Source organism: Bradyrhizobium sp. NAS80.1, assembly GCF_001908205.1.
GTDB lineage: Bacteria > Pseudomonadota > Alphaproteobacteria > Rhizobiales > Xanthobacteraceae > Bradyrhizobium.
Map to the genome: position 1 here is coordinate 25,493 of NZ_LGHL01000122.1, position 26,144 is coordinate 51,636.

Sequence of the window (26,144 nt, forward strand, 5' to 3'; positions counted from 1 at the left end):
ACGCCCGGAGGCTCATGAAGAGAGAAAGCCGCGGCATCCAGTCGATCGAGGTCGGCGGAGAACTGCTCCGCGCTCTCGCCAAGAGCGGCGAGCCGATGATGCTGCGCGATCTCGCGCGCGAGGCCGGCATGACGCCGGCCAAGGCGCATCCCTATCTCGCCAGCTTCTCCCGCATCGGGCTGATCGAGCAGGACGAGGCCACCGGCCGCTACGAGATCGGCGCGCTGGCACTGGAGCTCGGCCTGATCAGCCTGCGCCGGCTCTCCGGCGTACGAATTGCACAGCCGAAGATTGCGGCACTCGCGAGCCAGATCGGGCACGCGGTTTCGCTCGCGGTCTGGGGCACGCAGGGTCCGACCGTGGTACAGCTCGAAGAGCCCGGCCAGCCTATGCACATCGTGATGCGCGTCGGCTCGGTGATGGCGCTGCTGGAGACCGCAACCGGGCGCGCCTTCGCGGCCTTCCTGCCTGAGAAGACGATCAATGCCGCACTCGGAAGCGGCCTCGACCGTCACGGCGTCGGCTACAATCCGAAGCGTGCGATAAAGGGCGCGAAGGTCACTGAGATGCTCGCTGAGGTCCGCAAGCACGGCCTCGCCCGCGCGCTCGGCGATCCCCTGCCCGGTGTCAATGCATTCTCGGCACCGGTCTTCGATCACGCCGGTCATGTCGCGCTGGTCATCACAGCGATAGGGCCGGAAGGCACTTTTGATGCGCGCTGGGACAGCCCGATCGCCCACGCCTTGCGCGACTGCGCCGGCGGCATTTCGAAGCGGCTCGGCTACGGGTTGACGATCGCGGCGGAGTGAGGCTTCGCGGCCCAACACAACAACCGCTGTCATGCCCCGCCTTGAGCGCACTGGGGGCGGGGCATCCAGTACGCCACGGCCTCTCGATTCAACCGCAGCCGTCACGGATTACTGGATCGCCCGGTCAAGCCGGGCGACGACACCGAGTGTGAGGATCCGTGCCCCCTACTTGTCCTTCACCGGCACCGTGTAGTTCAGGATCAGCCGGCCGCCATCGGGATAGATCGTCTGACCGGTGATATACGAGGCATCGTCACTGGCGAGGAACGCGACGACGGATGCGACCTCGCTCGGTTCGCCGCCGCGGCCGATTGGCGTGCGAGAGAGCACGGTTTTGCGGGCGTCCTCGGAGGTGTAGATGGAAGACGCCACCATGTCGGTCAGGATCGTGCCCGGCCCGACCGCCACGACACGGATGTTGTGCGGCGCCAGCGCCACGGCGGCGACCGAGGTGAGTTGCTTCATGCCGCCCTTGGAGATGGCGTAAGTCGCAAGCGTCGGAATCGCCAGCAGCGCATTCACCGAAGACATGTTGATGATGACCCCGCCGCCTCCTTGGGCGATCATCTGCTTCGCCGCGGCCTGGACGCCGAAGAACGCGCCTTTCAAATTGATCCCGATGACGTCGTCGAAATCCTGCTCGGAGATATCGAGGATATCCTGGTTGCGGGCGACGCCGGCATTGTTGACCATGATGTCGAGCCGGCCGAACTCCCGGACCGCGGTCGCCACCGCGCGATCGACCTCCGCACGCCGTGCGACGTGACAATGCACGGCGTGCAGGTCCTTGGGTTTGCCCAGCTCGTTGACCGTCTTCTCGAGCGCATCCGTATCGACGTCGCAGATGACCACCTTGACGCCGTCGTCGAGGAATCGTTTCGCACAGGCCTTGCCGATGCCGCGCGCCGCGCCGGTGATGACGGCGACCTTGCCGGATAGTTTCATGGGGCTCACTCCAGAATAGCTGCTCGCGGCAAGCCGGCGCCAGGTGAGACACCCGGCTCAGGCCGCCGCAAAGCCGAGATGAGCACGGAACCGGTTCTTGATAAAGACGGCATCGCGCGAGGGCAGCGAGCGCGGCGGATTTTCGGCCACGACCTTGATGACAAAGAGCCGCGGACCATCGGCCGGCTCGGCGATTTGCGCTGCGAGGCGTTCCACCTCCGCGATCGTCCGCACGGTCCCGGTCGCGGCAAAGCCGCAGGCGGTGGCGATCGCCGTCAGATCGACGCCGCGGCCGGTGTGGCTCGCCTGCATCCCGGTCTCGCCAAAATGCTGGTTGTCGATGACGACGATGTCGAGATTCCGCGGCCGCGCGACGCCGATGGTGGCGATGCCGCCGAGGCCCATCAGCTGTTCGCCATCGCCGGTCAAAGCGAGGACGCGCTTTCCCGGCTGCGCCTGAGCCAGGCCAAGGCCGATCAGCGCGGCGCCGCCCATGGCACCCCAGAGATAGAAATTGTCGTCGCGGTCACCGGTTGCATGCAAATCGTAGGTCGGAGAGCCGAGACCGGAGACGACCAGTGTATCCCCGCGATTCCCGAGGAGAGCAGCGACGGCGGCCCGGCGATCGAGTTGGGAGGAATCGGGCATCGGTATCACCACTTCTTCTTGCCGATCAGGCGCTGCCCGATCAGGACCGCGATCTGCTGATCGGATTCGTAGGCCAGCGCCGCAGCCGCTTCGACGGTCTCGATCAGATCCTCCGGCGTTTCGGCGCGCATCACTTTCAGGCTGATCGCCTCCAGCGAGGGTTGCGTCGCCCGGCTCATCGGCACCTGCCAGGGATTGAACTCGGCCCATTCGCCGCGCATCGTCACCAGCATCAGCAGCGGAAAGCGGCCGATCGCCGACAGCGACAGCATGTTGATGCAATTGCCGACCCCGCTCGACTGCATCAGCAGCACGCTGCGCTGGCCGCCGAGCCACGCGCCCGCGGCAATGGCGACGCCCTCCTCTTCCGTCGTCAGCACATTGGTAGTGACGTCGCGGTCGGCCGAGAACAGGCGGATGAGCTGGCTGTGGCCGGCATCCGGCACGTACGACATCTGCCGCACGTCGGCGGCCTTCAGGACGCGATAGAGCGCGGACGGCCAGTCCTTGCCGGCGTGCGCTTCGAGATTCGGTTGAGGGCTGTGCACCGCTTGTCTCCTGACATTCGAATGTCACGCTAGCGATGTCCGGTCGCGAAAGCTCTGACCGTCTGGCAGAAGCAGATATCGAGGGATTGTATAGCTGCGTGGCCGCGAGCGACGATGCTAACGCTCCCTCTCCCCGCTTGCGGGGAGAGGGGTTGGGGTGAGGGGGAGTCTCCGCGGGGACGCTAGCAGTTGGCCTCGTTGAGAGTCCCCCTCACCCGAATTCGAGCTTCGCTCGAATTCGACCTCTCCCCGCAAGCGGGGCGAGGTGAAGGACCCCTCAATTCGTCGCGGACCTCGCCGCCGCCGGCATATAGATCTGCGCGTAGCCTTCCTTGATCGCCGAAGTGATGCGGTCGAGGCGGCGGTCGATGTGCTTTTCCAGGACCGAGACGCAAGCGGCCTCGTCGCGCGCCTTCAGGCCCTCGACGACGGCGCGGTGCTCGGGCTGCGTGTTGGAGCGGTTGATGCGGTCCATGTCGATCCAGCGCACGAAGCGGATACGGGCATTGACGTTGCGCAGAACGCGCAGCATCTCGGCATTGTTCGACATGCCTATCAGGCGCTCATGGAAGGTCTCATCCAGCTCGACGAGCTCCACCGAAGAGCGCTCACCGGGGTCGGGACCCGTCGCTTCGAGAAACTTCAAGAGAGCGTCGATGTCTTCATCTTTCGCACGCTTGATGGCGAGGCGGATGGAGGCGATCTCGATCGACTTGCGGAGCTCGTAGAGATCGAAGATCTCGTGCGCGTCGAGTTCGCGGCAGAAGAAGCCCTTGCCCGGCGTGAAGCGCAGGAAGCCCTCGGTGTTGAGACGGTTGAGCGCCTCGCGCAGCGGCGTGCGGCTGACGCCAAGACGCTTGGCGAGCTCCCCCTCGTTGAGCCGTTCGCCCGGCTTGAACTCATAGCTCACGGCCATTGCCTTGAGCTGTTCATACACGCGATCGACGATACTATCGGAAGCCAGTTCCACGTTGCTCTTCATCTGCAGCATTCATGTCCGAACACAGCCCAATATACCGGGGCTGTGGGAGCTATTGCAATGCAAACGGCTGCTTAGATCTTGTTCAGAGTTTTGCGACAGCCGGGCTAGATCGCCTTGCCGCCACGAGCGATGCGGGAGGACGAGTTGGCTGGATAGGTCGTGGTACGATCTCAGAGGAAGCGAGTGGGCGCGAACGGCGTGAGCGGAATTTCCGGCTGCTTGCCGCTCAGGAGCTGGGCCACGAGACGGCCGGTGCGGGCCGAACCGACCAGGCCGACATGGCCGTGGCCGAAGGCATAGACGATGTCGCGCGACGCCCGCGCATGGCCGATGCAGGGCAAGCCATCGGGCATGCTCGGACGATGGCCGAACCAGGTCTTGATGCGCGAGGCCGGAATGTCCTTCGGCAGTTTCGGAAACATGCTGAAGAGGTTTTTGCGCAGGACCTCGGCACGCTTCCAGTTCGGCGCAGCCTCGAGGCCGGCGATCTCGACGGTGCCGGCGGCGCGCAGGCCCTTGTCGGTCCAGTTCACCGCCATCTTGGCGTCGGACACCATCATCGAGCTGCGCGGCCCCGATTCCGGATTCTCGATCATGACGTGATAGCCGCGCTCGGTCTCGAGCGGCAGCGGATCGCCGACCGATGCAGTGAGCCGTTTCGAATGCGCGCCGGCGGCGATGACCGCGGCATCGCAAGGAATCTCGCCGGTCTCGGTGAGAACGGCCACGAGCTTGCTGCCGCTAAGCTTGAGCCCGGTCGCCTTGGCGTGCAGCAGCTTGGCGCCGCTGGCGATCGCGTGATTGGCGAGCGCGGCAACGTAAGCGCCGGGATCGCGGCAGCGGCCGGCTTCCTCCACCACCACGCCAAAGGTGTAGCGCGGATGCAAATCCGGCTCGCGCTGACGCATCTCGTCGGCGTTGAGCTCCATCCATTCGACGCCGACCTTCTTGCGCAGGCGCCAGCCGAGATCGTTGTCGAAGTTGCCGCGCGACGGGAAGACATGCATCACGCCGTTGCGTTCGACCAACTCAGGAACGCCCGCTTCTTCCGCAAGCTTCCTGTGCAGTAACGGCGCGTCCTTTAACAGGTCGCGCAGCGCAAAGGCCGTTTTCTCGACGCGCGCCTCGGTCCAGCCCGAGAGCAGGTACTTGATCAGCCAGGGCAAGGCTTTCGGCAAATACGACCAGCGGATCGCGAGCGGCCCGAGCGGGTCCATCAGATAGCCCGGCACCTTCTTCCAGATGCCCGGCTCCGCCGGTGGGATCACCGAATGCGACGACAGCCAGCCGGCGTTGCCATAGCTCGCCGCCTGTTCGCCACCGGGCTCGCCCGCGTCGATCAGCGTGACGCGATGGCCCTCGCGCAGCGCCTCGATGGCGCTGATCACGCCGACCGCGCCGGCTCCGATGATGGCAACGTGGCGGCCTTCAGGCATCGGCTAAGCCTTCACTTGCGGCACAAAATCCTTGCCGACCGAGATCGCGCGCGGATCGATGATGCAGTGGAGGATCGACGGCTTGCCAGAAGCGAGCGCGCGCTCGAACGCCGGCGCGAACTCTTCGGTGCGCTCGACACGCTCGCCGTGGCCGCCGAACGCCTTCGCATACATCGCGAAGTCAGGGTTCTTGAGCTGGGTGCCCACAACGCGGCCGGGATAGTCGCGCTCCTGGTGCATGCGGATGGTGCCGTATTGCGAATTGTCGACGACGATGACGATCAGCGGTGCGTCGTATTGCACGGCCGTTGCGAATTCCTGGCCGTTCATCAGGAAGCAGCCATCGCCGGCAAAGGCGACGACGACGCGATCCGGATACTGCCGCTTGGCGAGCACGCCGGCAGGAACACCATAGCCCATCGAGCCCGAGGTCGGCGCGAGCTGGGCCGCAAAGCTGTGGAAGCGGTGGTGGCGATGGATCCAGCCGGCATAGTTGCCGGCGCCGTTGCAGACAATCGCGTCCTTCGGCAGGCGGTCGCGCAGCCAGGTCATGACCTGGCCGTACTGGAACGCGCCCGGCAGCTCGCGCGCCTTGTCGGTCCAGGCCAGGTAATCGGCATGCGCCTTGGCGGCCTCGCCCTTCCAGGCAACCGCGCCGGCCGGCTTCAGCGTCTCGACGGCGGCGGCGAATGCGGCGGGCGTCGCCTGGATCGCCAGCGCCGGCTGATAGACGCGGCCGAGCTCTTCGGAGCCCGGGTGCACGTGGATCAGCTTCTGCTGCGGGGTCGGAATGTCGAGCAGCGTATAGGATGAGGACGGCATCTCCGACATGCGGCCGCCGATCAGCAGAATGACATCGGCGCCCTCGATGCGCGCCTTCAGGCCCGGGCTCGGTCCGATGCCGAGGTCGCCGGCATAGTGCGAATGATCGGCATCGATCAGCGACGCGCGGCGGAACGAGGTTGCGACAGGCAGGTCGAAGCGCTCGGCAAAGCGCGCGATGCTCTTGGTTGCCTCATCGGTCCAGCGCGAACCGCCGAGAATGACCAGCGGCGCCTTGGCGCTTGCGAGCATGGCGCCGACGCGCTCGATGTCGGCAGGTGCGGGCCAGCTCGCCGCCGGCTCGATGCGCATCGCGTCAGCGACGGCAGCGGTCTCGGTCAGCATGTTCTCCGGCAGCGCGATCACCACGGGGCCCGGACGGCCCTGCATCGCGACGCGGAAGGCGCGCGCGACCAGCTCCGGAATGCGGTCGGGGCGATCGATCTCGACCGCCCATTTCGCCATGGTACCGAACACCGCCTTGTAGTCGAGCTCCTGGAACGCCTCGCGCTCGCGCATGCCGGTATCGACCTGGCCGACGAACAGGATCATCGGGGTCGAGTCCTGCATCGCGATGTGGACGCCGTGGCTGGCATTGGTTGCACCGGGGCCGCGGGTGACAAAGCAGACGCCGGGGCGTCCCGTGAGCTTGCCGTAAGCTTCCGCCATCATCGCGGCGCCGCCTTCGGCGCGGCAGATCACGACGTCGATCGGGCTGTCATGCAGCGCATCGAGCGCCGCCAGATAGCTCTCGCCCGGCACGCAGGTGACGCGCTCGACGCCTTGCGCGACGAGCTGATCGATCAGGATCTGGCCCCCGGTGCGGGTATTGCGAATGGTCATGACAGCTCCCTGCAGGCTTTGGCGATGCGCCTCACGGCTTCGCGCAAGTTTTGTTCCGAGGTGGCGTAGGACAGGCGGAAATAAGGTGCAAGGCCGAAACAGCTGCCCGGCACCACGGCCACGTCATGCCTCTCAAGGAGGTAGCGGCAGAACGCCGCGTCGCTGCCGCGCAGCGAACGGCTGAAGGCGTTTTTGAGCCGGTTTCGCGAGACGCATTAGGGCGCGTTTTCATCGGCCGCCCTGCTCCACGGACGTCCAGCTATAAGCGGACGATATCGCCCACACTCGTGGCAAACATCAGCGGCGCACGCCGGCCGCTCGAAAATGCCGCGGCTGTCAACGGACCGCCGAAGCATGCGCCGGTGTCCAGATTCAATCGATTGGCCCGCAGATCGGGACGCCCGGATGTGACCGGCGTGTGCCCGTGCACGACAAATAGCCCGTGATCACCGGCGGACGAGAGGAAGGGCTCTCTGATCCAGAGCAGATCCTCTTGCGACTGAAGAGACAGCGGGACGCCGGGCCGGACCCCGGCATGGACGAAAAGCCGATGCCGGTCCTTGTGCGTCAGCGGAAGCTGCTGAACCCATGCCAGGTGTTCGGCAGGCAGATCGCCGGGGTCATCGACGCCGTAGCTCTCGAGGGTCTGTTCGCCGCCATTCCCCCACCAGTTCATCAGATCGCGGTCCGAGCGACGCCTGCTGGCAGCCCGGATCAACATCTCCTCATGATTGCCGCGCAGGCAGATGCAGCGACGTCCCTGCTCCGATTGCCGGCGGATGAGGAAATCCACAACCCGACGACTGTCGGGCCCTCTGTCGATATAATCGCCGACGAAGATGAACCTGGCGTCCTCTCCTTGACGCGCAATGTCGCACACGGCGAGCAGCGCGAGCAGCTCCTCGAAGCACCCGTGAATATCACCAATCGCGAACGTCAATGAATGCGTCAGAGTTCACTCCACCCGATTGCGAATTTTAGTCCAACCTGACTGGAAGTTCTGCGGAACCGCGACAGCCTGGCGGCACGAGTTCCTCCAAACCTCTGGCAGCGGCGCCATGGCGGATCTCGGCAGACGTCCGGGCTGGCGGATTTGCGGACATCTGTATAGATTGATTTATCGCAAGACTACATCCGAAAGGCGAGCCGAGCTGACCTGCGCAAGGCAGCAATACGTCCAGACAATCGGGAGGTAGCATGTACCGGCATATTCTCATTCCGACAGATGGGTCAAAGCTAGCAGAGCGTGGGGTGACGCACGGATTGGCGCTGGCGAAATCCCTTGGCGCCAAAGTGTCTTTCATCTTCGTTGTGGAACCGTTTGCCGAAGTCTCAGGCCGGTTCCTTGAAGCAATCGCAACATATGCCGAGCTGCGCAAGGAACAGGCCAAGAGCGTTTTGGAGGGCGCCGCAAGTTCGGCCAAGACGGCTGGTGTTTCCTGCGAGACTATCCAAGGCGAGAGCGGGCAACCCCATCAAGCCATCATCGCAGCAGCCGCGGACAAGGGCTGCGATCTCATTGTCATGTCATCGCATGGGCGCAGCGGACTCTCCGCGCTCCTCATCGGGAGCGTGACGAACAAGGTGCTGGCGCACGCGAAAACGCCCGTGCTGGTCTGTCCATGAATGTGCGGACCCCGCGTTGAGATCAAACCAGCGCGCCGGGAGATGGAGACAATGTCGTCGAGAAAGGGAGCTGCCAAATGTACGCCCATATTCTCCTGAGCACGGATGGCTCGGATGTCGCGAGACACGGCCTCAAGCACGGGATTGCTTTGGCCAAGGCCTTGAGTGCCAAGGTGACAGTCATCGCCGTGACGGAACCGCTGCCGATCGACTATGGGGGCGGACACACCGGAGGATGGATACCGTCGCAGCAGGAGGTCGATGCCTTTGACGCAGCCTCCAAGGAACGTGCCAGCAAAGTCCTCGATGAAGCGCGTACCATGGCAGACCAAATCGGGATATCTGCAAAACTCTTGCATGTTCCGAATGCGCACCCGGCCACTGCAATCATCCAAACAGCAAGGTCTGGAGGCTGCGACTTGATCGTCATGGGCTCTCACGGACGCCGCGGTCTCAAGAAGCTATTCCTGGGGAGTCAAACATCGGAGGTCCTTGCGGACGGAAGCGTGCCGGTGCTGGTCGTGCACTAACGAACAGAGGTGATGGCGCAAGCCTGGTCAAAGCCCGGCGGCCGGGACTACCCACCCTCCCGTTGCACCCAACCCGTCGCAATCGCGCTCGCCCAGGTGAGCATTCCCTTGCTGCGCGCCAGTGCGGCCATGGCCGTGTTGTCGTAGGGCACGTAGCGGAGAGTCGCGAGCCAGCCTTCCCCGGCATGCTCCAGAATCGCGTAGCACGCGTGAGGCGTGCCGACCTCGACCACGTAAGGAACAGGCGCCTTCCCATCGTAACCGGGCAGCCCAACGCTGCCGGGATTGACGACCATTCGTCCGTCCCTGAGGCGAACGATTCTCGGAATATGGGTGTGAGCACACAGGATGAGGCGGGCGTCGATCCCCTCAGCTCCGGCTTCGATGGCCTCGATCCCGCTCGGGCGTGCGCTGCCATCGTCGGCAATATGATCGAGCCAAAAGGCCGCATCGTCCCCTGGCGATCCATGGCACAGGAACACCTGTTCCCTGTACCTCAGCGTGGGCGGCATGCTTGCCATCCAACCGAAATGCTTGCGCTCGAGCTGTTGGAAATCGCTGCGAGCCGAGGTGCCGGCCTGCCAGAGTTCGACGAGAATTCGGTCCTGATCTCCGCGCACCGACGGAAAACCGCGTTCGATCAGCAGGTCCGCAGTTCGGGCTGCCTCGAGCGGGCCGCTGACGTGGTCACCAAGGTTTACGACCTCGTTGATGCCGAGCGCAGCAATGTCGGCAAGTACGGCTTCAAGCGCGGGACGATTCCCGTGCACATCCGCGATGGCGGCGAATTTCATCCAGCCCTCCCCATTCGAGATGGCCGACGATTCACTCAATGCGGGACGATGCAGGGATAGCGGCCTCTTTAGCTGCATTTTTTGAAGCGCCCGCAAGCTGAGTATCAAATCGGCGCTGATTGAAAATTACACAATCCGGGTGGCGCAATCAAGGGATGGCCGCGAAGCCGCGCGACCTCGTCCAAATGGTGAAATGCCGGGCAAGCCGATGATGCGCCTGGAGTTCGCTCGAAAATGATGGGTGAATTGAAGTAGGATACCGACAGCCGAAGTCCTCGAAGTGACAAAGACGGACAGAGGCATCAGGATCGGTAACGCCTTGGTCGCCGTCGATGTCGGGTGGTCGATCCCGTCAATTTCGCGAAATGCCTTTCAACACGTTCATCGATTTCGTTTGAGGCTTGTCATGAAGAGCTCTCTGATCGCGGTCGTCTTCGCGGCCTCGGCAACCGCGGCCCTCACCGGAATTGTCGCGGCCAAGGACGAGGCCGCGAAGGATGTACTGCCGCCGGGCAGCGTCAGTCGCGTCGAGGGGCTGGAGGCCTGGAAGAGGATTGAAGCCGTGGTGACACATCCGCGTTGCGCCAACTGCCACGTCGACGCCAGGGCGATTCCGATGTGGACGCCGGCCGGTGAAACCAGGTCCCGGGTGCATGGCATGAATATCCACGGCGGAGAGAGCCGCATCGGCGCGGAGGCGCTTCCCTGCTCGAGCTGTCACATGACCACCACCCAGGCGAACGAGCCGGCACCGGCGCCGCCGCGCGCCGGCATCGACTGGCAGCTCGCCCCGGTCGATTTCGTCTGGTTCGGCCAAAGTGGCGCCGAGATCTGTGCGCAGATGAAGGATCCCAAACGCAACGGCGGCCGCGACGCCGTTGGCCTGCTGGAGCATTTGCGGCACGATGCATCGCTGAACGGCTTCATCCCTCGCGCCTGGGCGCCCGGAGCAGGCCGTACGACGCCACCGGGCACCTTCGAGGAGCATGTCAAAGACATGGCTCTGTGGGGAGCCGCCGGACAACCCTGTCCAGACTAGGCCTTGCGGCCGCTCGGACGATGATACCGAGAGTGCGACAGGACGCAGTTCGGAACGACGACCTGTAGCCCGCATGAGCGAAGCGACATGCGGGGCCAGTCGTCCCGGATATCGCTTCGCTCATCCGGGCTACTGCTCTGTCCTTCGAATGCCGGCGTAGCTTCAGCGAAGCCGGCAAGTCGGGCTATGACACCGAGAACTCTGCTATATCGCCTCACCTGATCTTCGCCGCGACAGCCGCCTGCTACTCGGCGGGCGTCAGCGCCGCGTAGTAGCGATCCGGCAGATGATCGCCGATCCCCGACGGCAGCAGCACGGAAAGATTTCCGACAGCGTCGGTCCGCGTGCTCAGCGATTTCCCGCCGAACAGGCTGACGAGTTGCGCGACCAATCCGGCGTCCGGCCGCGGCTCGTTGGAGCCGGTGCCGGGCGTCAATTGACCCGCGTCGAACTTCGCGCCCTGCCGGCAAGCGAGGTAGCGGCCGACATGCACGAAATCGAGCTGAGGCGGCGGAACGGTCGGCACGATATCGGCGCCATGGACAAGACGATAGGTCATCTTGCCGAAGGTGGCGTCGTAGGGCGTGACGAACTCGGTGAGCCCGACACGCGGACAGCCGTAGAGATAGATCTGCGCCTTAGTGAGCTGCAACTGCTGCCGCGCAAAATCGGCGGTAACCACAGCAATCGCCGCTCCCAGGCTGTGTCCGGTGATGAAGATCGGCGAGCCCGCCGCTGCTGCTGCCGCGAGCGCCGCCTTGACGTCGTTCCAGAGGGCCGCCGCCGCTTCACTGAAACCCTCGTGGACGAGTGCGTTCGGGCGGCCGAGGGTGAAGTTGCTGACCCAGTTCAGCAGGTTGAGGGGATCGGTGCCGGCGAAGGCGACAATGGTCGCGCCGTCCTTTCGCGCAATGACACCGCGGCTGTCCGACACCGGAAGCGTCGACTTCACCGGCTGTATCAGCGTCCTGACATCAGCCAGGTTCCAGAGGGCAGCGACAGCCTCGATCGTATCAGGCACGTGGGTCTCATACGCAAGCTGCGACATCCACATCATCGCGCGCGCGACGCCGAGATCGAAATCGGCAGCATCCTTGTTGAATTTCGCGAATGCGTTCCGATCGTATTGATCGGGAGGGAGTTCGACCAGAATGCTCACATCCAGCTCCCAAATGGTTTCGGCTGCAATGCGTCGATCGAAATTGGAATGGCGCTACTTTCGCATAGGGCGGGAACTTTGACAAATTCCGCGAGCGTGCTGGGCTTCAATGGTTCGAGACGCGCCGCAAAGCGGCGCTCCTCACCATGAGGGTCTAGGACCTCGCCGCGAAACAGGACCTCATCCTGAGGAGCCCGCCAAAGCGGGCGCCTCGACGGATGGCCGCCAGGAGGCCGCCCGTCACCCCCCCTATTGATGCTCGATCGCGCGGATCGCACCGCGGAGCTCGGCGAGACCGCGCAGCCGGCCAATCGCGGTGTAGCCGGGATTGGTGCGCTTGGTCGCGGCGAGATCATCCAGCATGCGATGGCCATGGTCGGGACGAAAGACGATCTGCTTGTCGGGCGAGCGCCGCGCGTTCTCCTTCAGCAGCGCCTTGAGCACCGCGACCATGTCGACGTCGCCGTCGAGATGATCGGACTCGTAGAACGACAGGCCGTCGGCCTCGCGCTTGGTCGCGCGCAGATGCGCAAAGGCGATGCGCGGACCGAAGCGTTCGGCCATCTCCGGCAGGTTGTTCTCGGCGCGCACGCCGAGCGATCCGGTGCAAAAACAGATCCCGTTGGCCTTCGACGGCACGGCATCGAACAGCGCCTGGTAGTCGTCGGCGGTCGAAGCCACGCGCGGCAGGCCAAACAGCGGCCGCGGCGGATCGTCCGGATGCAGGGTCAGCGAGACGCCGAGCTGCTCGGCCACAGGTGTGACGCGGCCCAAGAACTCGGCGAGATGCTGCCGCAGGATTTTTGGCGTGATGTCGCGATACTGCTCGAGCCGGTCGCGGAATTGCGGGATGGTCATCGGCTCGGTGGTCGAGCCGGGCAGCGCGCTGGCGATGACCATGACGAGATAGTCGATATCGGCCTGGCTCATCTTGTCGAACAGCTTTTTCGCGCGCGCCTGCTGCTCCGGCGAATACTCGGCGGTCGCGGCCGGGCGCTTCAGGATGTGCAGCTCGAAAGCCGCAAAGCGGTCCTGGTCGAAGCGCATGGCGCGGGCGCCGTTCGGCAGCTCCCACTCCAGATCGGTACGGCACCAGTCGACCACCGGCATGAAGTTGTAGCAGATGATCTTGATACCGGCGGCGGCCACTGCCTCCAGGCTCGCGATCCACGCGTCGATCGACCGCGTCGCCTCAGCCCCCCAGACGCTTGACGTCGTCGGGGATCGGAATCGATTCCACCACCGACCAGGTCAGTTGCGAGCGACCGGGCTGGCCGCGCTCGATGAAGTTCTTGCGCTCCTCGACGTCCCTGCGCGTCCAGGCCTCGCCGATCGGCACCTGATGCAGCGCCGAGACGATATCCGTCGCGCCGGCCTGCCTGACATCGTCGAGCGACACCGGATCATCCGGCCCGTACCAGCGCCAACCCTGCAGCATCATCGGAATTCTCCTAAGATCAGTTCGCGGTCAGCACGACCTTGACGCTCTGCGAGCGGTCGAGCGCAAGCCGCAGCGCATCGGGCGCGGTCGACAGCGGCCGCTCGGCGGTGACCAACGACAGCACATCGACGCTGCCGGTCCCGATCAGTTCCACCGCCGTCATGAATTCGAGCCCGAAACGGAACGAGCCGCGCAGGTCGATCTCCTTCGCCATCACAGCATTCGCCGGTGTGGGGATCTGGCCGCCCGGCAGGTTACCGATCTGCACCACCGTGCCGCCGCGCCTGACGATGCCAATCGCGCTGGCAAGCCCCGCGGCCGTGCCCGAAACCTCGAAAGCGACGTCGTAGGGGCGTGAGGCGGCCTGCGCCTTCAGGCCCTCTTCCCCACCCGCGACATTCTCGACGTGGGAGGCACCGAGCCGGCTCGCAAAAGCGAGCGGCGCCGGCGCGATGTCGGCCACTGTGATGTCGGCCATGCCGGCGCGCCGTGCGGCGAGCATGGTCAGAAGCCCGATCGGGCCGGCGCCGAAGATGATGCCGCGTTTGCCCTCGATGTTGCCGGCGCGCGCGACCGCGTGCAGGCAGACCGCGAGCGGCTCAGCGAGCGCCGCGGCCTGATAGGACACGTGGTCTGGAATCTTCACGCACTGCGCCGGGATCGCGTCGAAGTAATTGGCGAAGCCGCCCTGCATGTGCGGCGTCTTCGACGCCGAGCCCATGAAGAAGATGTTCTCGCAGAGGTTCGGCCGGCCCTCGCGGCAGGCGACGCAATGGCCGCACCAGCGCGAGGGGTTGACGGCGACGCGGTCGCCGACCTTCAGGTTGGTTACGGAGCCGGAAATCTCCACCACCTCGCCGGAGATCTCATGGCCGAGCACCAGCGGCGACTTCACCACGAAATCACCCGTCCGCGCATGACGGAAGTAGTGCATGTCCGAGCCGCAGATGCCGCCGGCGCCGAAGCGGATGCGCACCATGCCGTCTGCGAGCTTCTCGAGCGGATGCTCGATCATGCGCAGATCTTCAGGGCCGAACAGGGTTGCGGCGAGAGCTATGGATGTCATTTGGAAAGTCCCATGTATTTCGGCAACCAGAGGGTCAGTTCGGGGATGTAGGTGATCGCGATCAGCGCGAGCATCAGCGGCACCAGCCAGGGCAGGATCGCGACCGTCGTACGCTCGACCGAGAGCTTTGCCACTCGGGCAAGAACGAACAGCACCATGCCGAGCGGCGGATGCAACAGGCCGATCATCAGGTTCAGCGTCATGATCAAACCGAAATGAATCGGATCGATGCCGAGCTTGAGCACGATCGGCAACAGGATCGGCACCAGGATGGTGATCGCCGCCGTGGTGTCGATGAAGCAGCCGACGAACAGGATCAGGATGTTGGCGAGCGCCAGGAACACCCATTTGTTTTGGGTGATGCTGAGCATCCAGTCTGAAAGCATCTGCGCAGCTTGCGACACCGTCAGCAGCCAGGCGAAAATCGACGCGGCGGTGACGATGAACAGCACCGATGCCGTGGTCTCGATGGTGTCGAAGGTCGCCTTGGCGACGGTCTGGAACGTCATGGTACGGTAACGAACGAGACCGAGGAACAGCGACCATATCACCGCAGCGACCGCGGCTTCCGTCGGAGTAAACCAGCCGAGCGTCATGCCGCCGATCAGGATCACGGGCGCCATCAGCGCCATCACCGCCGAGAAGTCGAAGTACCAGTCGATCACGAGCAGCGTGCCGAGACCGATGACGACCGCCATGTTGGTCGAGAGGCCTGCGAGCGTCATCAGCCAGATCGCGAGCGGGAAAGAGAGCACGATGACGATCTCGAGCCCGGCCGAGCCGAGTTGCGGCCAGGAGAACGGCGTGTCGCTGCCCCACTTGTTCTTGTGCGCGAAGTAGGTGACCGTGGCCATCATGAACAGCGTCAGGACGATGCCCGGAATGACGCCGCCGAGGAACAGCGCGCCGATCGAGACGTTCGCCATCATGCCGTAGATCACGAAGGGCAGCGACGGCGGGATGATCGGCCCGAGCGTCGCCGAAGCCGCGGTGACACCGACGGAGAACTCGGTGGAGTAGCCGTGGTCCTTCATCGCCTTGATCTCGATGGTACCGAGACCGGCGGCATCCGCGATCGCGGTGCCGGACATGCCAGAGAAGATCACCGAGCCGATGATGTTGACGTGACCGAGACCGCCGCGCATCCAGCCGACCAGCGCGACCGCGAATTTGTAGATGCGGCCGGTGACGCCGGCGATGTTCATGAGGTTGCCGGCCAGGATGAAGAATGGCACGGCGAGCAGCGGAAAGCTCTCGACGCCGGCGATCATGCGCTGCGCCAGCGTGACATCAGGCGTCACGCCGCTGACCAGAATGTAGAGCAGCGACGACGCAGCCATGGCAATCGCCACGGGAACGCCGAGCAGCATCAGAATAAGAAAGCCTCCAAGCAACAGCAGCATGACGTTACCCTTCAAAACCGTCGTAGGCGCCAGGACGTTCGAGGATCGAATAGCCCTGTCGCAGATGTTGCAGCGCCACCTGCACGGAGCGCACAAACATCAGCACGAAGCCGACCAGCACGGCGTAATAGACGTAGTTCTTGGGAATGTTGATCGTGGTCATCTGTTCGTCGCCGATGATCTGGATGTAGACCCAGACCAGCTTGATGGCGTAGCCGAAGAAGGTGATCCGGATCAGGTCGATCACTGTGGACAGCGTACGCGCCACGAGGTGGGGCAAATAGCGATAGACCAGGTCGACCTGGATATGCCGCGACAGCCTTACGCACATCGACGCGCCGATGAAGACCACGCCGATCAGGCAATAGGTCGCGATCTCCTCGGTCCAGGCATAGCTGTCATTGAGAACATACCGGGTGAAGAACTGGAGGAAGACGGCGAGCGCCATCACCCAGAAGATCGCCAGCGCGACCCAGTCCTCGAAAGCGTAGATGCCGAGATCGACCTTCGGCGTCGCCTCCTCCTCGAAGGTATGGGCGATCTCGTCCGCGGTCATCTGCCGGTGCGTTTCGGCGGTCGACATGAGGTTACTCTCCAATCGTCTCAATCGTCATTCCGGGACGGCTCGAAGAGCCGAACCCGGAATGACGAGTTAGTTCTACTGCATCAAACTCGCTCCGCTCCTCATCCTGCGGAGCTTGCGAAGCAAGCGTCTCGAAGGCTGGCCCCGGGCGACACCTGAGCGACACCGGGGCCTTCATGGTTCGCCCGGCGATGCAACGCATCGTCCGGAGACGCGCTTCGCGCTCCTCACCATGAGGATCTTGCAGCGAGATTGGCGTTGGTTACTTGACCGCCTGAATCCGTTCCCAGTCGGCCTTGCGATAGCCGAAGGTCTCGAACGGAACGTTCTTCAGCACGATGTCGCGGAACTCGCCCTTGTCGACCTCGGTCACGGTCAGGCCCTTCTCCTTGAAGAAGGCGACCAGCTTGGCTTCGTTCTGCTTGATCTCCTCGGTGGCCTTGGCAGCCGCCTCCTGTGCCACGTCAGTGAAGATCTTCTTGTCCTCGTCGCTGAGCTTCTTCCAGAGCGCGCCCGCCACCACCGTGTTGAGGTGGTCGACGATGTGGCCGGTCAGAACGATGTGCTTCTGCACCTCGTAGAACTTCTTGGCCTCGATCGTGGTCAGCGGGTTCTCCTGCGCCTCGACGGTACCGTTCTGGAGCGCGAGATAGACTTCGGCGAACGCGATCGGCGCGGTGTTGGCGCCGCAGGCGCGCGGCATCGCCAGATAGGCCGGAACGTCGGGCACGCGCATCTTCAGGCCCTTCAGATCGGCACAGGTCTTGATCGGCTTGTTCGACGAGGTCTGGCGCACGCCGTAATAGGTCACCGCGACGATGTGGTGGCCGCTCTTGTCCTCATAGCCCTTGGCGAGCTCCTTGAAGATGTCGCTCTTGGTGTAGGCGAGGAGATGGTCGGCATCACGGAAGGTGTAGGGATAGTAGGTCACGCCGATCGGCGGGAAGCTCTTGGCCGCGAAGCTCGAGCCGGAGATGATGATGTCGACCGAGCCGAGCGAGAGACCCTGGTTGATGTCGGCTTCCTTGCCGAGCTGCGACGCCGGATAGACGTCGACCTGGTAGCGCCCGTTGGTGCGCTTGCCGATCTCTTGCGCGGCCCAGACCGAGGCGCCGTGGAACGGCTCCGAGGTCTCGTAGACATGGGCCCATTTGAGCTTGGTCTGCGCCATGCCGGGATTGGTCGCCGCGACCATTGCCGCGGCCGAGACCGCCAGCACCATCGTCATCTTCTTCAACACTGACTTACCTCCATTACTAACTCTGCTTCTTGTTCGCCCGCCCCGAAACGGAGACGGGCCGCCCAATCTCATCGCCGCCGCGCGCTGCCGCTTTTGGCCTGCGTCTTCGACGCTCGTTTTGGTTTTGCCGGCTTTGCCTCATATCGGCCCGTCCGGTCGCCCCCGGCGGACAATCCCGCCGCGCCGCCGGCGCCGAAATTCTGCGCAAAACGCTCCTGCGAACGCACCAGATGATCGCGCATCGCATCGCGCGCGGCGTCCGGATCATGCGCCGCGATCGCATCGCGCACGGCGCGGTGCTCGTCGAGCGCGGTGCGCCAGGTGCCCGGGCTCTCGAAATAATGGGCGAGCTTCGCGAAATAGGGATTGTGACGCTGGTCGAACAGCTCGCCGATAACGCGCACCAGAACGGCATTGCCGAGACTTCCGGCGATCGCGACGTGGAACGCACGGTCGTGGACCATTGAGGCTTCGCCGGGATGCTCGACATTCTCCATCGCGAGAAGGGAAGCGTCGATGCGGGCGATATCGTCCTTGGTCGCCACACGCGCGGCCTGCTCGGCGATCGCGCTTTCCAGGAATTCGCGGGCGCGCAGCAGCTCGAACGGGCCCTCGATCACGGTCGCGCTTGCGGGCGCCACAACGGCAGCAGGCTCGATCACATAGATGCCCGACCCGACGCGAATGCGGACGCGGCCTTCGACTTCGAGCGCGATCAAGGCTTCGCGCACCGTCGGCCGAGAAACCCTGAGCTGCTCGGCGAGCTCGCGCTCGGTCGGCAAGCGGCTGCCGACCGCGTACTCGCCGCTGTCGATCAGGCTTCGCAATTGATCGGCGACCTGGCGATAGAGCCGTCTCGCCTCCACAGCTTCCAGCGGCACGCTGGCCTCCCCGAAAGGGTCGCGCAGCCAGCTCGGTGCCCGCGGCCCATTTTTGGATAATTGGTCTTACCAATTGACCGAGGGCAGGCGCCATGTCAAGCAGCGCAAAATCAAAGGAGAAACGTTCATGAGCCTTGGCCGCGCCAATCTCGACCGGCTGCCGCCGGCCATCCGCCGCCCGGCCTATGACCGTTCGCGCGTCACGCCCGGCATCGTGCATCTTGGCTTGGGAGCTTTTCATCGCGCGCATCAGGCCGTCGTCATCGACGATTGCCTTGCCAACGGCGCCGCTTCCTGGGGCATCATCGGCGCAAGCCTGCGCAGCCCGCATACACGCGAGGCCCTCGCCCCGCAGGATCATCTCTACACCATTGCCATACGCGCAGCCGAAGGCACCGGGCACCGCGTCATCGGCGCGCTGCTCGACAGCGTCGTCGCACGCGAGAACCCGGCACGGCTCGTTGACAGATTGGCCGATCCCGCCATTCGCATCGTCTCCCTCACCGTCACCGAGAAAGGCTATTGCCACACGCCGCAGACCGGTGATCTCGACGAGCGGCATCCGGACGTCGTGCACGATCTGAACAATCTCGACGCGCCGCGCTCGGCTCCGGGCTTCATCGTGGCTGCGCTGGCGCGCCGGCGCGCGCTCGGCATTCCGCCCTTCACCGTGCTGTGCTGCGATAACCTTGCGGCCAACGGTCACACCGTGCAGCGGATCGTGACGCAGTTCGCGGCGCTCCGGTCGACGGATCTCGGCAAATGGATCGCGGATACGGCCGCTTTTCCTTCGACCATGGTCGATCGCATCGTGCCGGAGACGACGGATGCCGACCGCGATGCGGTGTCCGCCGCGCTCGGCCTGCGCGACGCCTGGCCGGTCATGACCGAACCCTTTACGCAATGGGTGGTCGAGGACCGCTTCACGGCGGGCCGGCCTGACTTTGCCGCTGCGGGCGTCGAGCTCGTCACTGATGTCAAGCCATTCGAGCTGATGAAGCTGCGGCTGCTCAACGCCAGCCATTCGGCGCTCGCCTATCTCGGCTATCTCGCGGGCTACGAGACCATCGCCGACACCATGCTGGATCCGCATTTCGCGCGTCTCGCCGCGCAGGTCATGGAAGAGGCCGCGGTGACGCTGACGATGCCTGCAGGCACCGATCTCGCCGCCTACCGTGCCTCGCTGCTCAAGCGTTTCGCCAATCCGGCACTGCATCACCGCACCTGGCAAATCGCGATGGACGGCTCGCAAAAACTTCCGCAACGCCTGCTCGGCGCGATGCAGGATCGCCTGCTCAAGAACCTGCCGATCGCGACGCATGCGCTCGCCGTGGCCGGCTGGATGCGCTACGTCACCGCGCTCGACGAGCAGGGCCGCGCGATCGATGTGCGCGATCCGCTCGCCGCCGAGCTCGCGGCGCTGGCGCGCGAGGCCGGTCCCGTCGTCGAACGGCTCGCGCCTGCGCTGCTCGGAGTCGAGAAGGTGTTCGGGGCCTTGGGAGCCGAACCGCGCCTGCGCGAGGCCGTGACTGCGGCGCTCGGCCGTCTCTATACGCAAGGCGCGCGGCGGGCGGTGGAGACGCTCGTCTCCGCCTGATCACGAAATGGGCAGCAGCACCCTGAATGCTGCACTGCGGTCAAAGTCGAACGGAAGTCGCGCTTGATTTTTGCCTGTCATTGGCCCACCCGAGAGGCATGGCAAAGGACAGCAAGGTGATCGCCGCCAACGCGGCCTTTTACGCCGCCTTCGCGACCGGCGACTTCGACGGCATGGAGCGGATGTGGGCGGATGACGACACCATCTCCTGCATCCATCCCGGCTGGCCCGCGATCGTCGGCCGTGCCACCGTGATCGGAAGCTGGCGCGACATCCTGCAGAATCCGGAGCGGCCGCAGATCGCCTGTGCCGAGCCGCAGGCGATCGTCGACGGTGACAGCGCGCGCGTGCTCTGCATCGAGATCGTCGACGGCACCGCTTTGGCCGCGGCCAACCATTTTCGGCGCGTCGGCGACGATTGGCGCCTCGTTCATCACCAGTCGAGCCCGATCGCGCAGATTGTCGAGCAAGCTGAGGACGATAGCCCGAGTCACCGGGTCCATTGAACGCGGCCGTCACGCCGGCGCGATCTACTTTGCATGGGGTTGTTTTTCAGTTTTTTGATCGGCGGCCTCATCCGAGTCCCGACAGATCATCCAGTACGAACCGCGCCTCGGTGAAGTCATCGTCCCGGAAGAACATGCTTCGGGTGATGAGCACAGGAATGTTCGCCCGCGAGGCCGCGATCAGGCCGTTGGCGGAATCCTCGATCGCAGCGCACTCCATAGGCGCCAGCTTCAGCCGCGTCAGGATCTCGAGATAGACGTCCGACGCCGGCTTCTTGTGACGGACATCGTCACCAGCGACGATCGCGTCGAAGTCCGCGGCCCAGCGTTTGCCCAGCGCCCGCGACAGCAGCGCATCGATATTGCCGTGCGAGGTCGTGGTCGCAATCGCAAGCCGCTGGCCGCGCGACAACGCCCCGGCCAACAGGTCCGCGACGCCCGACCGTAGCGGACAGCAGCCTGTTTCAATCAGCTCGGCATAATGCGCGGTCTTGATGCGGTGAAGCTCTGCGACGTCTTCGTCAGACAACGATGGAGCAATCCGCAACCTTTCATGGTAGGCGCGAACGCGTTCCTTGCCGCCGGTCACCCGCAGCAGATCCTTGTAGACGGCGCGGTCCCAATGCCAGCCGAGACCGTAGCGGGCGAAGGCATGGTTGAAGGCCTGCCGATGCAGCTCCTCGGTCTCGGCCAGGGTGCCATCGACATCGAAGATCAGCGCGGCCGCACGGCGGATCAGCTCGACAGCATCGCCGGACATCGAGGCGGGTGCCTGTACGATCGACGTCGACGGCAAGGACTTCTCCCGGTGGATTGGGGGCGCGTGTCATGGCCTCCTGCGCCGAACGAGCATCGCCCGCACTGGCGGGCGAGCAAAATTGCAGTATCTTTTGGCGGACCCAAAAATCTCTTATGAGCAGAGGTGCGCTGCGGCGCGAACGGGAACTCCGACTTGCACGGGAGACGCATGCGGCTCTTCATTCTTGGCCTCGGCTATAGTGCCCGGCACTTCGTCCGCAGATTTGGCGGCAGCTTCTCGCATATCGCCGGCACGGTGCGCGATCCCGCGAAGCGGGACGACATCGCCGGCGTCGAGCTGCATCCGTTTTCCGGGACTGATCCCGATCGCGCGACGGTCGAGCGTATCAGCGACGCCGATGTCCTCCTCATATCGATCCCGCCCGGCATCGCCGGCGATCCAGCAATCGCGGCCTTCGCGGACATGCTTGCGGCGGGCCGCCGCAAGATCGTCTATCTCTCCACCATCGGCGTATATGGCGATCACGCCGGCGCATGGGTGGACGAGAGCACGCCGCCGCAGGCCGCTCTCGATCGCGCGCGGATGCGGGTCGCAGCGGAGCAGGCCTGGACGGACGCGGCACGCAGCGATGTCGCGATCCTGCGCCTTGCAGGCATCTACGGCCCCGGCCGCAACGCGCTGGTGACGCTGCGAGCGGGAACGGCCCGGCGCATCATCAAGCCCGGACAAGTCTTCAACCGCATCCATGTCGACGACATTGCGAGCGCGATCATGGCCGCGGTTCGCCATCAGAACGGTGGCACCTGGAACGTCTGCGACGACGAGCCCGCGCCGCCGCAGGACGTGATCGCCTACGCCGCGCAGCTCATGGGCGTTGCAGCGCCAGCCGAGGAAGCGTTCGAGACAGCCGCGATGTCGGCGATGGCCCGCAGCTTCTATGCCAGCAGCGCCCGTGTCGCCAACGCGAAATTGAAGCGCGAGCTCGGCGTCACGCTGGCCCACCCGACCTATCGGCACGGTCTGGATGCGCTGTGGCGCGCAGGCGAAGGACGATAGGGTTCCGGCATCTCCGGCGCGTCCCGGATGGCGCGCCTTGATAGAGAATAGGGCGGCCGATCGGCCGCCCTTTAAAATCCAGCGTCAGCTCAGGACGCCGTATTTCCTGAACCAGGCCTGCGCCTGCTTCCAGGCATCTTCCGCCGCATCCTTGCGATAGCTGCCGCGGTAGTCGGCATGGAAGCCGTGCGGCGCTTCGGGGTAGATCTTGAATTCGGCCGTCTTCTTGTTCTGCTCGAGCGCCGCCTTGAGCTGCTCGACTTGTGCGATGGGAATACCGGCGTCGGCTCCGCCATAGAGGCCGAGCACGGGCGCCTTCATCTCGGGCGCGAGTTGGAGCGGGCTCTTCGGCCAGAGCGGATTGGCCGGATCGACCGGCGGGCCGTAGAAGGCGACGCCGGCCTTGAGTGTGCCGTTGTGTGCGGCATATTCCCAGACGGTACGCCCACCGCGGCAGAAGCCGATGATGCCGAGCCTCGCGGTGTCACCGCCTTGCGATCCCGCCCATGCCACCGTTGCATCGAGATCGGACAATAGTTCGGCGTCCGGCTTCGCATTGACGATCGGCAGCAGGTCCTTGATCTCGGTGATCTTGGTGAGGTCGACGCCCTTGCGGAAGTAATAGTCGGGCGCGACCGCGAATGCGCCGAGCTTGGCCAGGCGCCGCGTCACGTCCTTGATGTATTCGTGCAGGCCGAAGATCTCCATCGCCACGATGATCACCGGCGCCTTGGTGTTGCCGGCAGGACGGGCGAAGTAGGCAGGCATCTCTTCGGAGCCGACCTTGATCTTGGCAACGCCGGCCTCGAGGCCGCTCGTGTCTGTCGTGATGACCTCGGCACGGACCGGCCCGGCCGCAAGTGTATAGCCGGCGGCGACGGCCGCAGTGGCGCTCATGAATCCGCGGCGGGAGACCGGGGCGACTTTCGTCAGCCCAACGACGTCGGAAGTCACGGTGGTTTCAATGCTCATCGGTTTATCCTTCCTGATGCCTGGCCCTGACCCTTCAGGCGACGCATTCGCCGACACTTGCCGGCGAAACGCAAATCACCAGCCTGCGAGCGCGGCGCTTTCAGGTCTGCCACTGACGCTGTTTCACGGGCGCAGTCTCGGGGCATCAGGCTCATTGCGACAAGTCCGACGATTGCCGCAAGCAGGAGATACCAGGCCGGCGCCAGCGGATTGCCGGTGACGTGGAGGAGCCAGGTGACCACGAGCTGCGCCGTACCGCCAAAGCTCGCGATCGCGACCGCATAGACAGTCGCGAACACGCCGCCGCGGATGTTCTGGGGCAGCGCCTCGGTGAAGGTCGCATAGAACGCCGTGAACGGCAGCGAACCGATGACGGATAGGAGACCGAAACCGACCAGGAGCGACAGCGAGCCGGGCGCGTGCACGATCCACAGGAAGGTCGGATAGGTCAGCAGGAGGGTTGCGAGCTGGGGCCAGATCATCACCGGCTTGCGGCCGAGACGATCGGCAAGCCATCCACCGACCAGTGCACCGACAAACTGAATGCCGTTGCTGACGAGCGACACGGCAAAGGCCAGTGTCGACGAGACATGCAGCGTGTTCTGCGCATAGGTCGTCATGTATTGCGTCACGTAGGTCGAGATCGTGCCGCTGGCCAAAATCATCAACGCCAGTGCGATGACGCCGAGGTGGCGCCGGGCCAGCGAAAGATGGCCCGTGCGCTCTTTCGCTGCGACAGCGGCTCCAGCCTGCGGAATCGTCTCGGGCAGCGTCCGGCGCATCCAGAGCCCGAACGGCAGGCAGACGGCCCCGATCAGGAACGCCACCCGCCAGCCATGGGAATCCAGCATCTCCGGCGCCATGGTCTTGCTCAGGATGACGCCGACGAGCGCGCCTGCGGTTGCGGCGATCTCCTGGCTCGCAGGCTGCCATGCCACCACCAGGGCCCGATGCTCGGGCGGAGCGATCTCGATCAGGTAGGCTGTGGTGGGCCCAACCTCGCCACCGAGGGCAAAGCCTTGCGCCATCCGGGCCGCGATCACGATGATCGGCGCTGCAAGGCCGATCGCTTGATAAGATGGCGTGAGCGCGATGGTCAGGATCGAAGCCCCCATCAGCGCGAAGCTCAACAGCATGGCAGGCCGCCGGCCGATCCGGTCGGAATAGATCCCGAGCACGATCCCGCCGATCGGCCGCGTCACGAAGCCGGCGCCGAAGGTCGCCAGCGACAGCATCAGGCTGCTGTACTCGCTCTGGGTTGGGAAGAAGGCATGGCCAATCTGGATGGCGAAGAAGCTGTAGGTGATGAAGTCGTAAAATTCGAGCATGTTGCCGACCGTGGCGGCCAATGCTGCGCGCCTGACGCTGAACGGCTTTGCTTGCTCGACGACAGAAGACAATCCGGCATTCCTCGGATTCGATCTCAGTCCGGATTTAACCGCCTAGCTGCATTGCAGCGCAACATCCATTAACCGAAAGTGACGGTTGTTCCATCGCAGGCCCCGCCACAGATGTTGCAGACGATCCGCTGTTTCGCGCAATCGAAATGATCCGCCGCAGCAACTGAGGCTCCATCGTGGCCATAACGACACATCATGTTGCTTACGCATCGCACATGATCGGATTTTTGCGCGCGAGCCTTGGTCATTTGACTGAAATTTTCAGAAGACTTGAGCAGTGCGGTTTACTCGACCTTTCTGTGTGACGCTCTAGTTCCACATCCGAAACTTCCATCTCCAGAACGGAGAAGCGTCTTCCAAGCGCGGTAGGTCGTCCCGCTTCGAGCGAAGGATCGCTCGACAGCTTCATTCTCACCGCCCGGATTACGCGATCGAAAGCCCAATTGAATAAAGCTTTATCCGACCCGGACTTGAAATGATTTTAGCTCGCGAAGCGATTGAATTAGTGGGACAGATAGCTCGTATCCTGTGGTTCGAAGGCACCAAGCATGGCCTGCGCGACCGCGAATGGATGGCCCTGCGCTTCCTCTCCCGCGCCAACCGGTTTTCCCGAACGCCCTCGGCACTCGCGAGCTATGTCGGCACAACGCGCGGCACCGCCTCATTCATCATCGGCGAGCTCGAGCGGCTGGGATATATTGAGCGGCAGCGCTCCACCACCGACAAGCGCTCGGTGATGCTCAGCGTCACGCAGCAGGGCAAGAAGCTCCTGGTGCGCGATCCCATCAGCGTGCTCCTCGAGGCGATCGCCGTCCTCGACGACGAGACCAAGATCCAATTTCGCGACACGCTCCGTCACGTGCTGGATCAGTCGGACGCGGCCGAGCAGCGGCACCACACCGACGTTTGCAGGCGATGCATCTTCCTCCGGGAGGATCGCACCACCGCGGACGGCAAGGCCACGGTCGAGTTCAGCTGCCGCCTGTTTCGTGCGCCGATCGCGGAGGCGGAGACCGATTTGCTATGCACCAACTTCGAGCATCACCGCCAATAGAGGA

At 64.2% G+C, this 26,144-nt stretch carries 24 protein-coding genes, 3 pseudogenes and 1 riboswitch; of the genes and pseudogenes, 8 read left to right on the forward strand and 19 right to left on the reverse strand.

Going from position 1 to position 26,144, the window contains the following annotated elements:
* The first annotated feature begins 14 nt into the window (after window positions 1–14).
* A complete protein-coding gene (locus AC629_RS26165) occupies window positions 15–809 on the forward strand; it encodes an IclR family transcriptional regulator (protein ID WP_084807805.1) in 795 nt (264 codons plus the stop codon).
* A gap of 165 nt (window positions 810–974) precedes the next feature.
* Here AC629_RS26165 and AC629_RS26170 read toward each other — a convergent pair whose 3' ends face one another.
* The 8 genes and pseudogenes from AC629_RS26170 to AC629_RS26205 all read right to left on the reverse strand — a co-directional run bounded on the left by AC629_RS26170 (window position 975) and on the right by AC629_RS26205 (window position 7,973).
* Window positions 975–1,754, reverse strand: a complete 780-nt coding sequence (locus AC629_RS26170; RefSeq protein ID WP_084807806.1) for an SDR family NAD(P)-dependent oxidoreductase — start codon at window positions 1,752–1,754, stop codon at window positions 975–977.
* A gap of 57 nt (window positions 1,755–1,811) precedes the next feature.
* Entirely contained in the window at window positions 1,812–2,402 is a 591-nt protein-coding gene (locus tag AC629_RS26175) for a thiamine pyrophosphate-dependent enzyme (protein WP_084807807.1), read from the reverse strand.
* 5 nt (window positions 2,403–2,407) lie between these two features.
* The gene (locus AC629_RS26180) at window positions 2,408–2,950 is read right to left on the reverse strand and encodes a thiamine pyrophosphate-binding protein (RefSeq protein ID WP_084807808.1); all 543 of its coding nucleotides are present in this window, start codon (window positions 2,948–2,950) and stop codon (window positions 2,408–2,410) included.
* A 277-nt stretch (window positions 2,951–3,227) separates the two neighbouring features.
* Window positions 3,228–3,932, reverse strand: coding sequence for a GntR family transcriptional regulator (locus tag AC629_RS26185; RefSeq protein WP_245332001.1), 705 nt, complete (start codon window positions 3,930–3,932; stop codon window positions 3,228–3,230).
* A gap of 170 nt (window positions 3,933–4,102) precedes the next feature.
* Complete coding sequence (locus AC629_RS26190; protein WP_084807810.1) at window positions 4,103–5,368, reverse strand: NAD(P)/FAD-dependent oxidoreductase; 1,266 nt, start codon at window positions 5,366–5,368, stop codon at window positions 4,103–4,105.
* A gap of 3 nt (window positions 5,369–5,371) precedes the next feature.
* Entirely contained in the window at window positions 5,372–7,033 is a 1,662-nt protein-coding gene (locus AC629_RS26195) for a thiamine pyrophosphate-binding protein (protein WP_084807811.1), read from the reverse strand.
* Window positions 7,030–7,197 (reverse strand): annotated as a pseudogene (locus AC629_RS26200) (aminotransferase class I/II-fold pyridoxal phosphate-dependent enzyme); the annotation flags it as partial. The pseudogene AC629_RS26200 and the gene AC629_RS26195, both read right to left, overlap by 4 nt.
* Window positions 7,198–7,292: 95 nt before the next feature.
* Window positions 7,293–7,973, reverse strand: coding sequence for a metallophosphoesterase family protein (locus AC629_RS26205; protein WP_245332002.1), 681 nt, complete (start codon window positions 7,971–7,973; stop codon window positions 7,293–7,295).
* A 257-nt stretch (window positions 7,974–8,230) separates the two neighbouring features.
* Here AC629_RS26205 and AC629_RS26210 point away from each other — a divergent pair, with 257 nt between their 5' ends.
* Window positions 8,231–8,659 (forward strand): universal stress protein, encoded by a 429-nt coding sequence (locus AC629_RS26210; protein ID WP_084807813.1) that lies wholly within the window; start codon window positions 8,231–8,233, stop codon window positions 8,657–8,659.
* Window positions 8,660–8,736: 77 nt separating this feature from the next.
* Window positions 8,737–9,189, forward strand: a complete 453-nt coding sequence (locus AC629_RS26215; protein ID WP_084807814.1) for a universal stress protein — start codon at window positions 8,737–8,739, stop codon at window positions 9,187–9,189.
* A 47-nt stretch (window positions 9,190–9,236) separates the two neighbouring features.
* On the opposite strand, the gene AC629_RS26220 is transcribed toward AC629_RS26215, so the two are convergent.
* A complete protein-coding gene (locus AC629_RS26220) occupies window positions 9,237–9,983 on the reverse strand; it encodes a metallophosphoesterase family protein (protein ID WP_084807815.1) in 747 nt (248 codons plus the stop codon).
* A 47-nt stretch (window positions 9,984–10,030) separates the two neighbouring features.
* A riboswitch (SAM riboswitch) is annotated at window positions 10,031–10,109 on the reverse strand.
* Window positions 10,110–10,389: 280 nt separating this feature from the next.
* Here AC629_RS26220 and AC629_RS26225 point away from each other — a divergent pair.
* On the forward strand, window positions 10,390–11,022 hold the full coding sequence (locus tag AC629_RS26225) for a hypothetical protein (RefSeq protein ID WP_084807816.1): 633 nt from the start codon (window positions 10,390–10,392) through the stop codon (window positions 11,020–11,022).
* A gap of 244 nt (window positions 11,023–11,266) precedes the next feature.
* On the opposite strand, the gene AC629_RS26230 is transcribed toward AC629_RS26225, so the two are convergent.
* The 7 genes and pseudogenes from AC629_RS26230 to AC629_RS26260 form a co-directional block, all read right to left on the reverse strand.
* Window positions 11,267–12,181, reverse strand: a complete 915-nt coding sequence (locus tag AC629_RS26230) for a lipase family protein (RefSeq protein ID WP_084807817.1) — start codon at window positions 12,179–12,181, stop codon at window positions 11,267–11,269.
* Window positions 12,182–12,430: 249 nt separating this feature from the next.
* Window positions 12,431–13,619, reverse strand: a pseudogene (gene uxuA / locus AC629_RS26235) (mannonate dehydratase).
* 19 nt (window positions 13,620–13,638) lie between these two features.
* Window positions 13,639–14,688 carry an L-idonate 5-dehydrogenase gene (locus tag AC629_RS26240; RefSeq protein WP_084807818.1) on the reverse strand — a complete coding sequence of 350 codons (1,050 nt, stop codon included), beginning with the start codon at window positions 14,686–14,688 and terminating at the stop codon, window positions 13,639–13,641.
* Window positions 14,685–16,091: a TRAP transporter large permease gene (locus AC629_RS26245; RefSeq protein ID WP_084807845.1), complete on the reverse strand. Its 1,407-nt coding sequence runs from the start codon at window positions 16,089–16,091 to the stop codon at window positions 14,685–14,687. Before AC629_RS26245 ends, AC629_RS26240 begins: the two co-directional genes overlap by 4 nt.
* A 4-nt stretch (window positions 16,092–16,095) precedes the next feature.
* Window positions 16,096–16,674 (reverse strand): TRAP transporter small permease, encoded by a 579-nt coding sequence (locus tag AC629_RS26250; RefSeq protein ID WP_084807819.1) that lies wholly within the window; start codon window positions 16,672–16,674, stop codon window positions 16,096–16,098.
* Window positions 16,675–16,936: 262 nt separating this feature from the next.
* Window positions 16,937–17,896: a sialic acid TRAP transporter substrate-binding protein SiaP gene (locus AC629_RS26255; RefSeq protein ID WP_074122186.1), complete on the reverse strand. Its 960-nt coding sequence runs from the start codon at window positions 17,894–17,896 to the stop codon at window positions 16,937–16,939.
* A gap of 86 nt (window positions 17,897–17,982) precedes the next feature.
* Window positions 17,983–18,795: a FadR/GntR family transcriptional regulator gene (locus AC629_RS26260; RefSeq protein WP_084807820.1), complete on the reverse strand. Its 813-nt coding sequence runs from the start codon at window positions 18,793–18,795 to the stop codon at window positions 17,983–17,985.
* A gap of 127 nt (window positions 18,796–18,922) precedes the next feature.
* Between AC629_RS26260 and AC629_RS26265 the strand changes: the two genes are divergently transcribed.
* Both AC629_RS26265 and AC629_RS26270 read left to right on the forward strand, forming a co-directional pair.
* A complete protein-coding gene (locus AC629_RS26265) occupies window positions 18,923–20,392 on the forward strand; it encodes a mannitol dehydrogenase family protein (RefSeq protein ID WP_084807846.1) in 1,470 nt (489 codons plus the stop codon).
* A gap of 98 nt (window positions 20,393–20,490) precedes the next feature.
* Window positions 20,491–20,898, forward strand: coding sequence for a nuclear transport factor 2 family protein (locus AC629_RS26270; RefSeq protein WP_084807821.1), 408 nt, complete (start codon window positions 20,491–20,493; stop codon window positions 20,896–20,898).
* Between the two features lie 67 nt (window positions 20,899–20,965).
* Here AC629_RS26270 and AC629_RS26275 read toward each other — a convergent pair whose 3' ends face one another.
* Window positions 20,966–21,658 carry an HAD family hydrolase gene (locus tag AC629_RS26275; protein WP_084807822.1) on the reverse strand — a complete coding sequence of 231 codons (693 nt, stop codon included), beginning with the start codon at window positions 21,656–21,658 and terminating at the stop codon, window positions 20,966–20,968.
* A 207-nt stretch (window positions 21,659–21,865) separates the two neighbouring features.
* Between AC629_RS26275 and AC629_RS26280 the strand changes: the two genes are divergently transcribed.
* Window positions 21,866–22,714 (forward strand): SDR family oxidoreductase, encoded by an 849-nt coding sequence (locus tag AC629_RS26280; RefSeq protein WP_084807823.1) that lies wholly within the window; start codon window positions 21,866–21,868, stop codon window positions 22,712–22,714.
* Between the two features lie 84 nt (window positions 22,715–22,798).
* Here the strand turns inward: AC629_RS26280 and AC629_RS26285 are convergent, their stop codons facing one another.
* Both AC629_RS26285 and AC629_RS26290 read right to left on the reverse strand, forming a co-directional pair.
* Window positions 22,799–23,686, reverse strand: coding sequence for a dienelactone hydrolase family protein (locus tag AC629_RS26285; RefSeq protein ID WP_084807824.1), 888 nt, complete (start codon window positions 23,684–23,686; stop codon window positions 22,799–22,801).
* 100 nt (window positions 23,687–23,786) lie between these two features.
* Window positions 23,787–25,014 (reverse strand): annotated as a pseudogene (locus AC629_RS26290) (MFS transporter).
* Between the two features lie 547 nt (window positions 25,015–25,561).
* Between AC629_RS26290 and AC629_RS26295 the strand changes: the two are divergent.
* Window positions 25,562–26,140 (forward strand): MarR family winged helix-turn-helix transcriptional regulator, encoded by a 579-nt coding sequence (locus AC629_RS26295; RefSeq protein WP_084807825.1) that lies wholly within the window; start codon window positions 25,562–25,564, stop codon window positions 26,138–26,140.
* Window positions 26,141–26,144 lie beyond the last annotated feature (4 nt).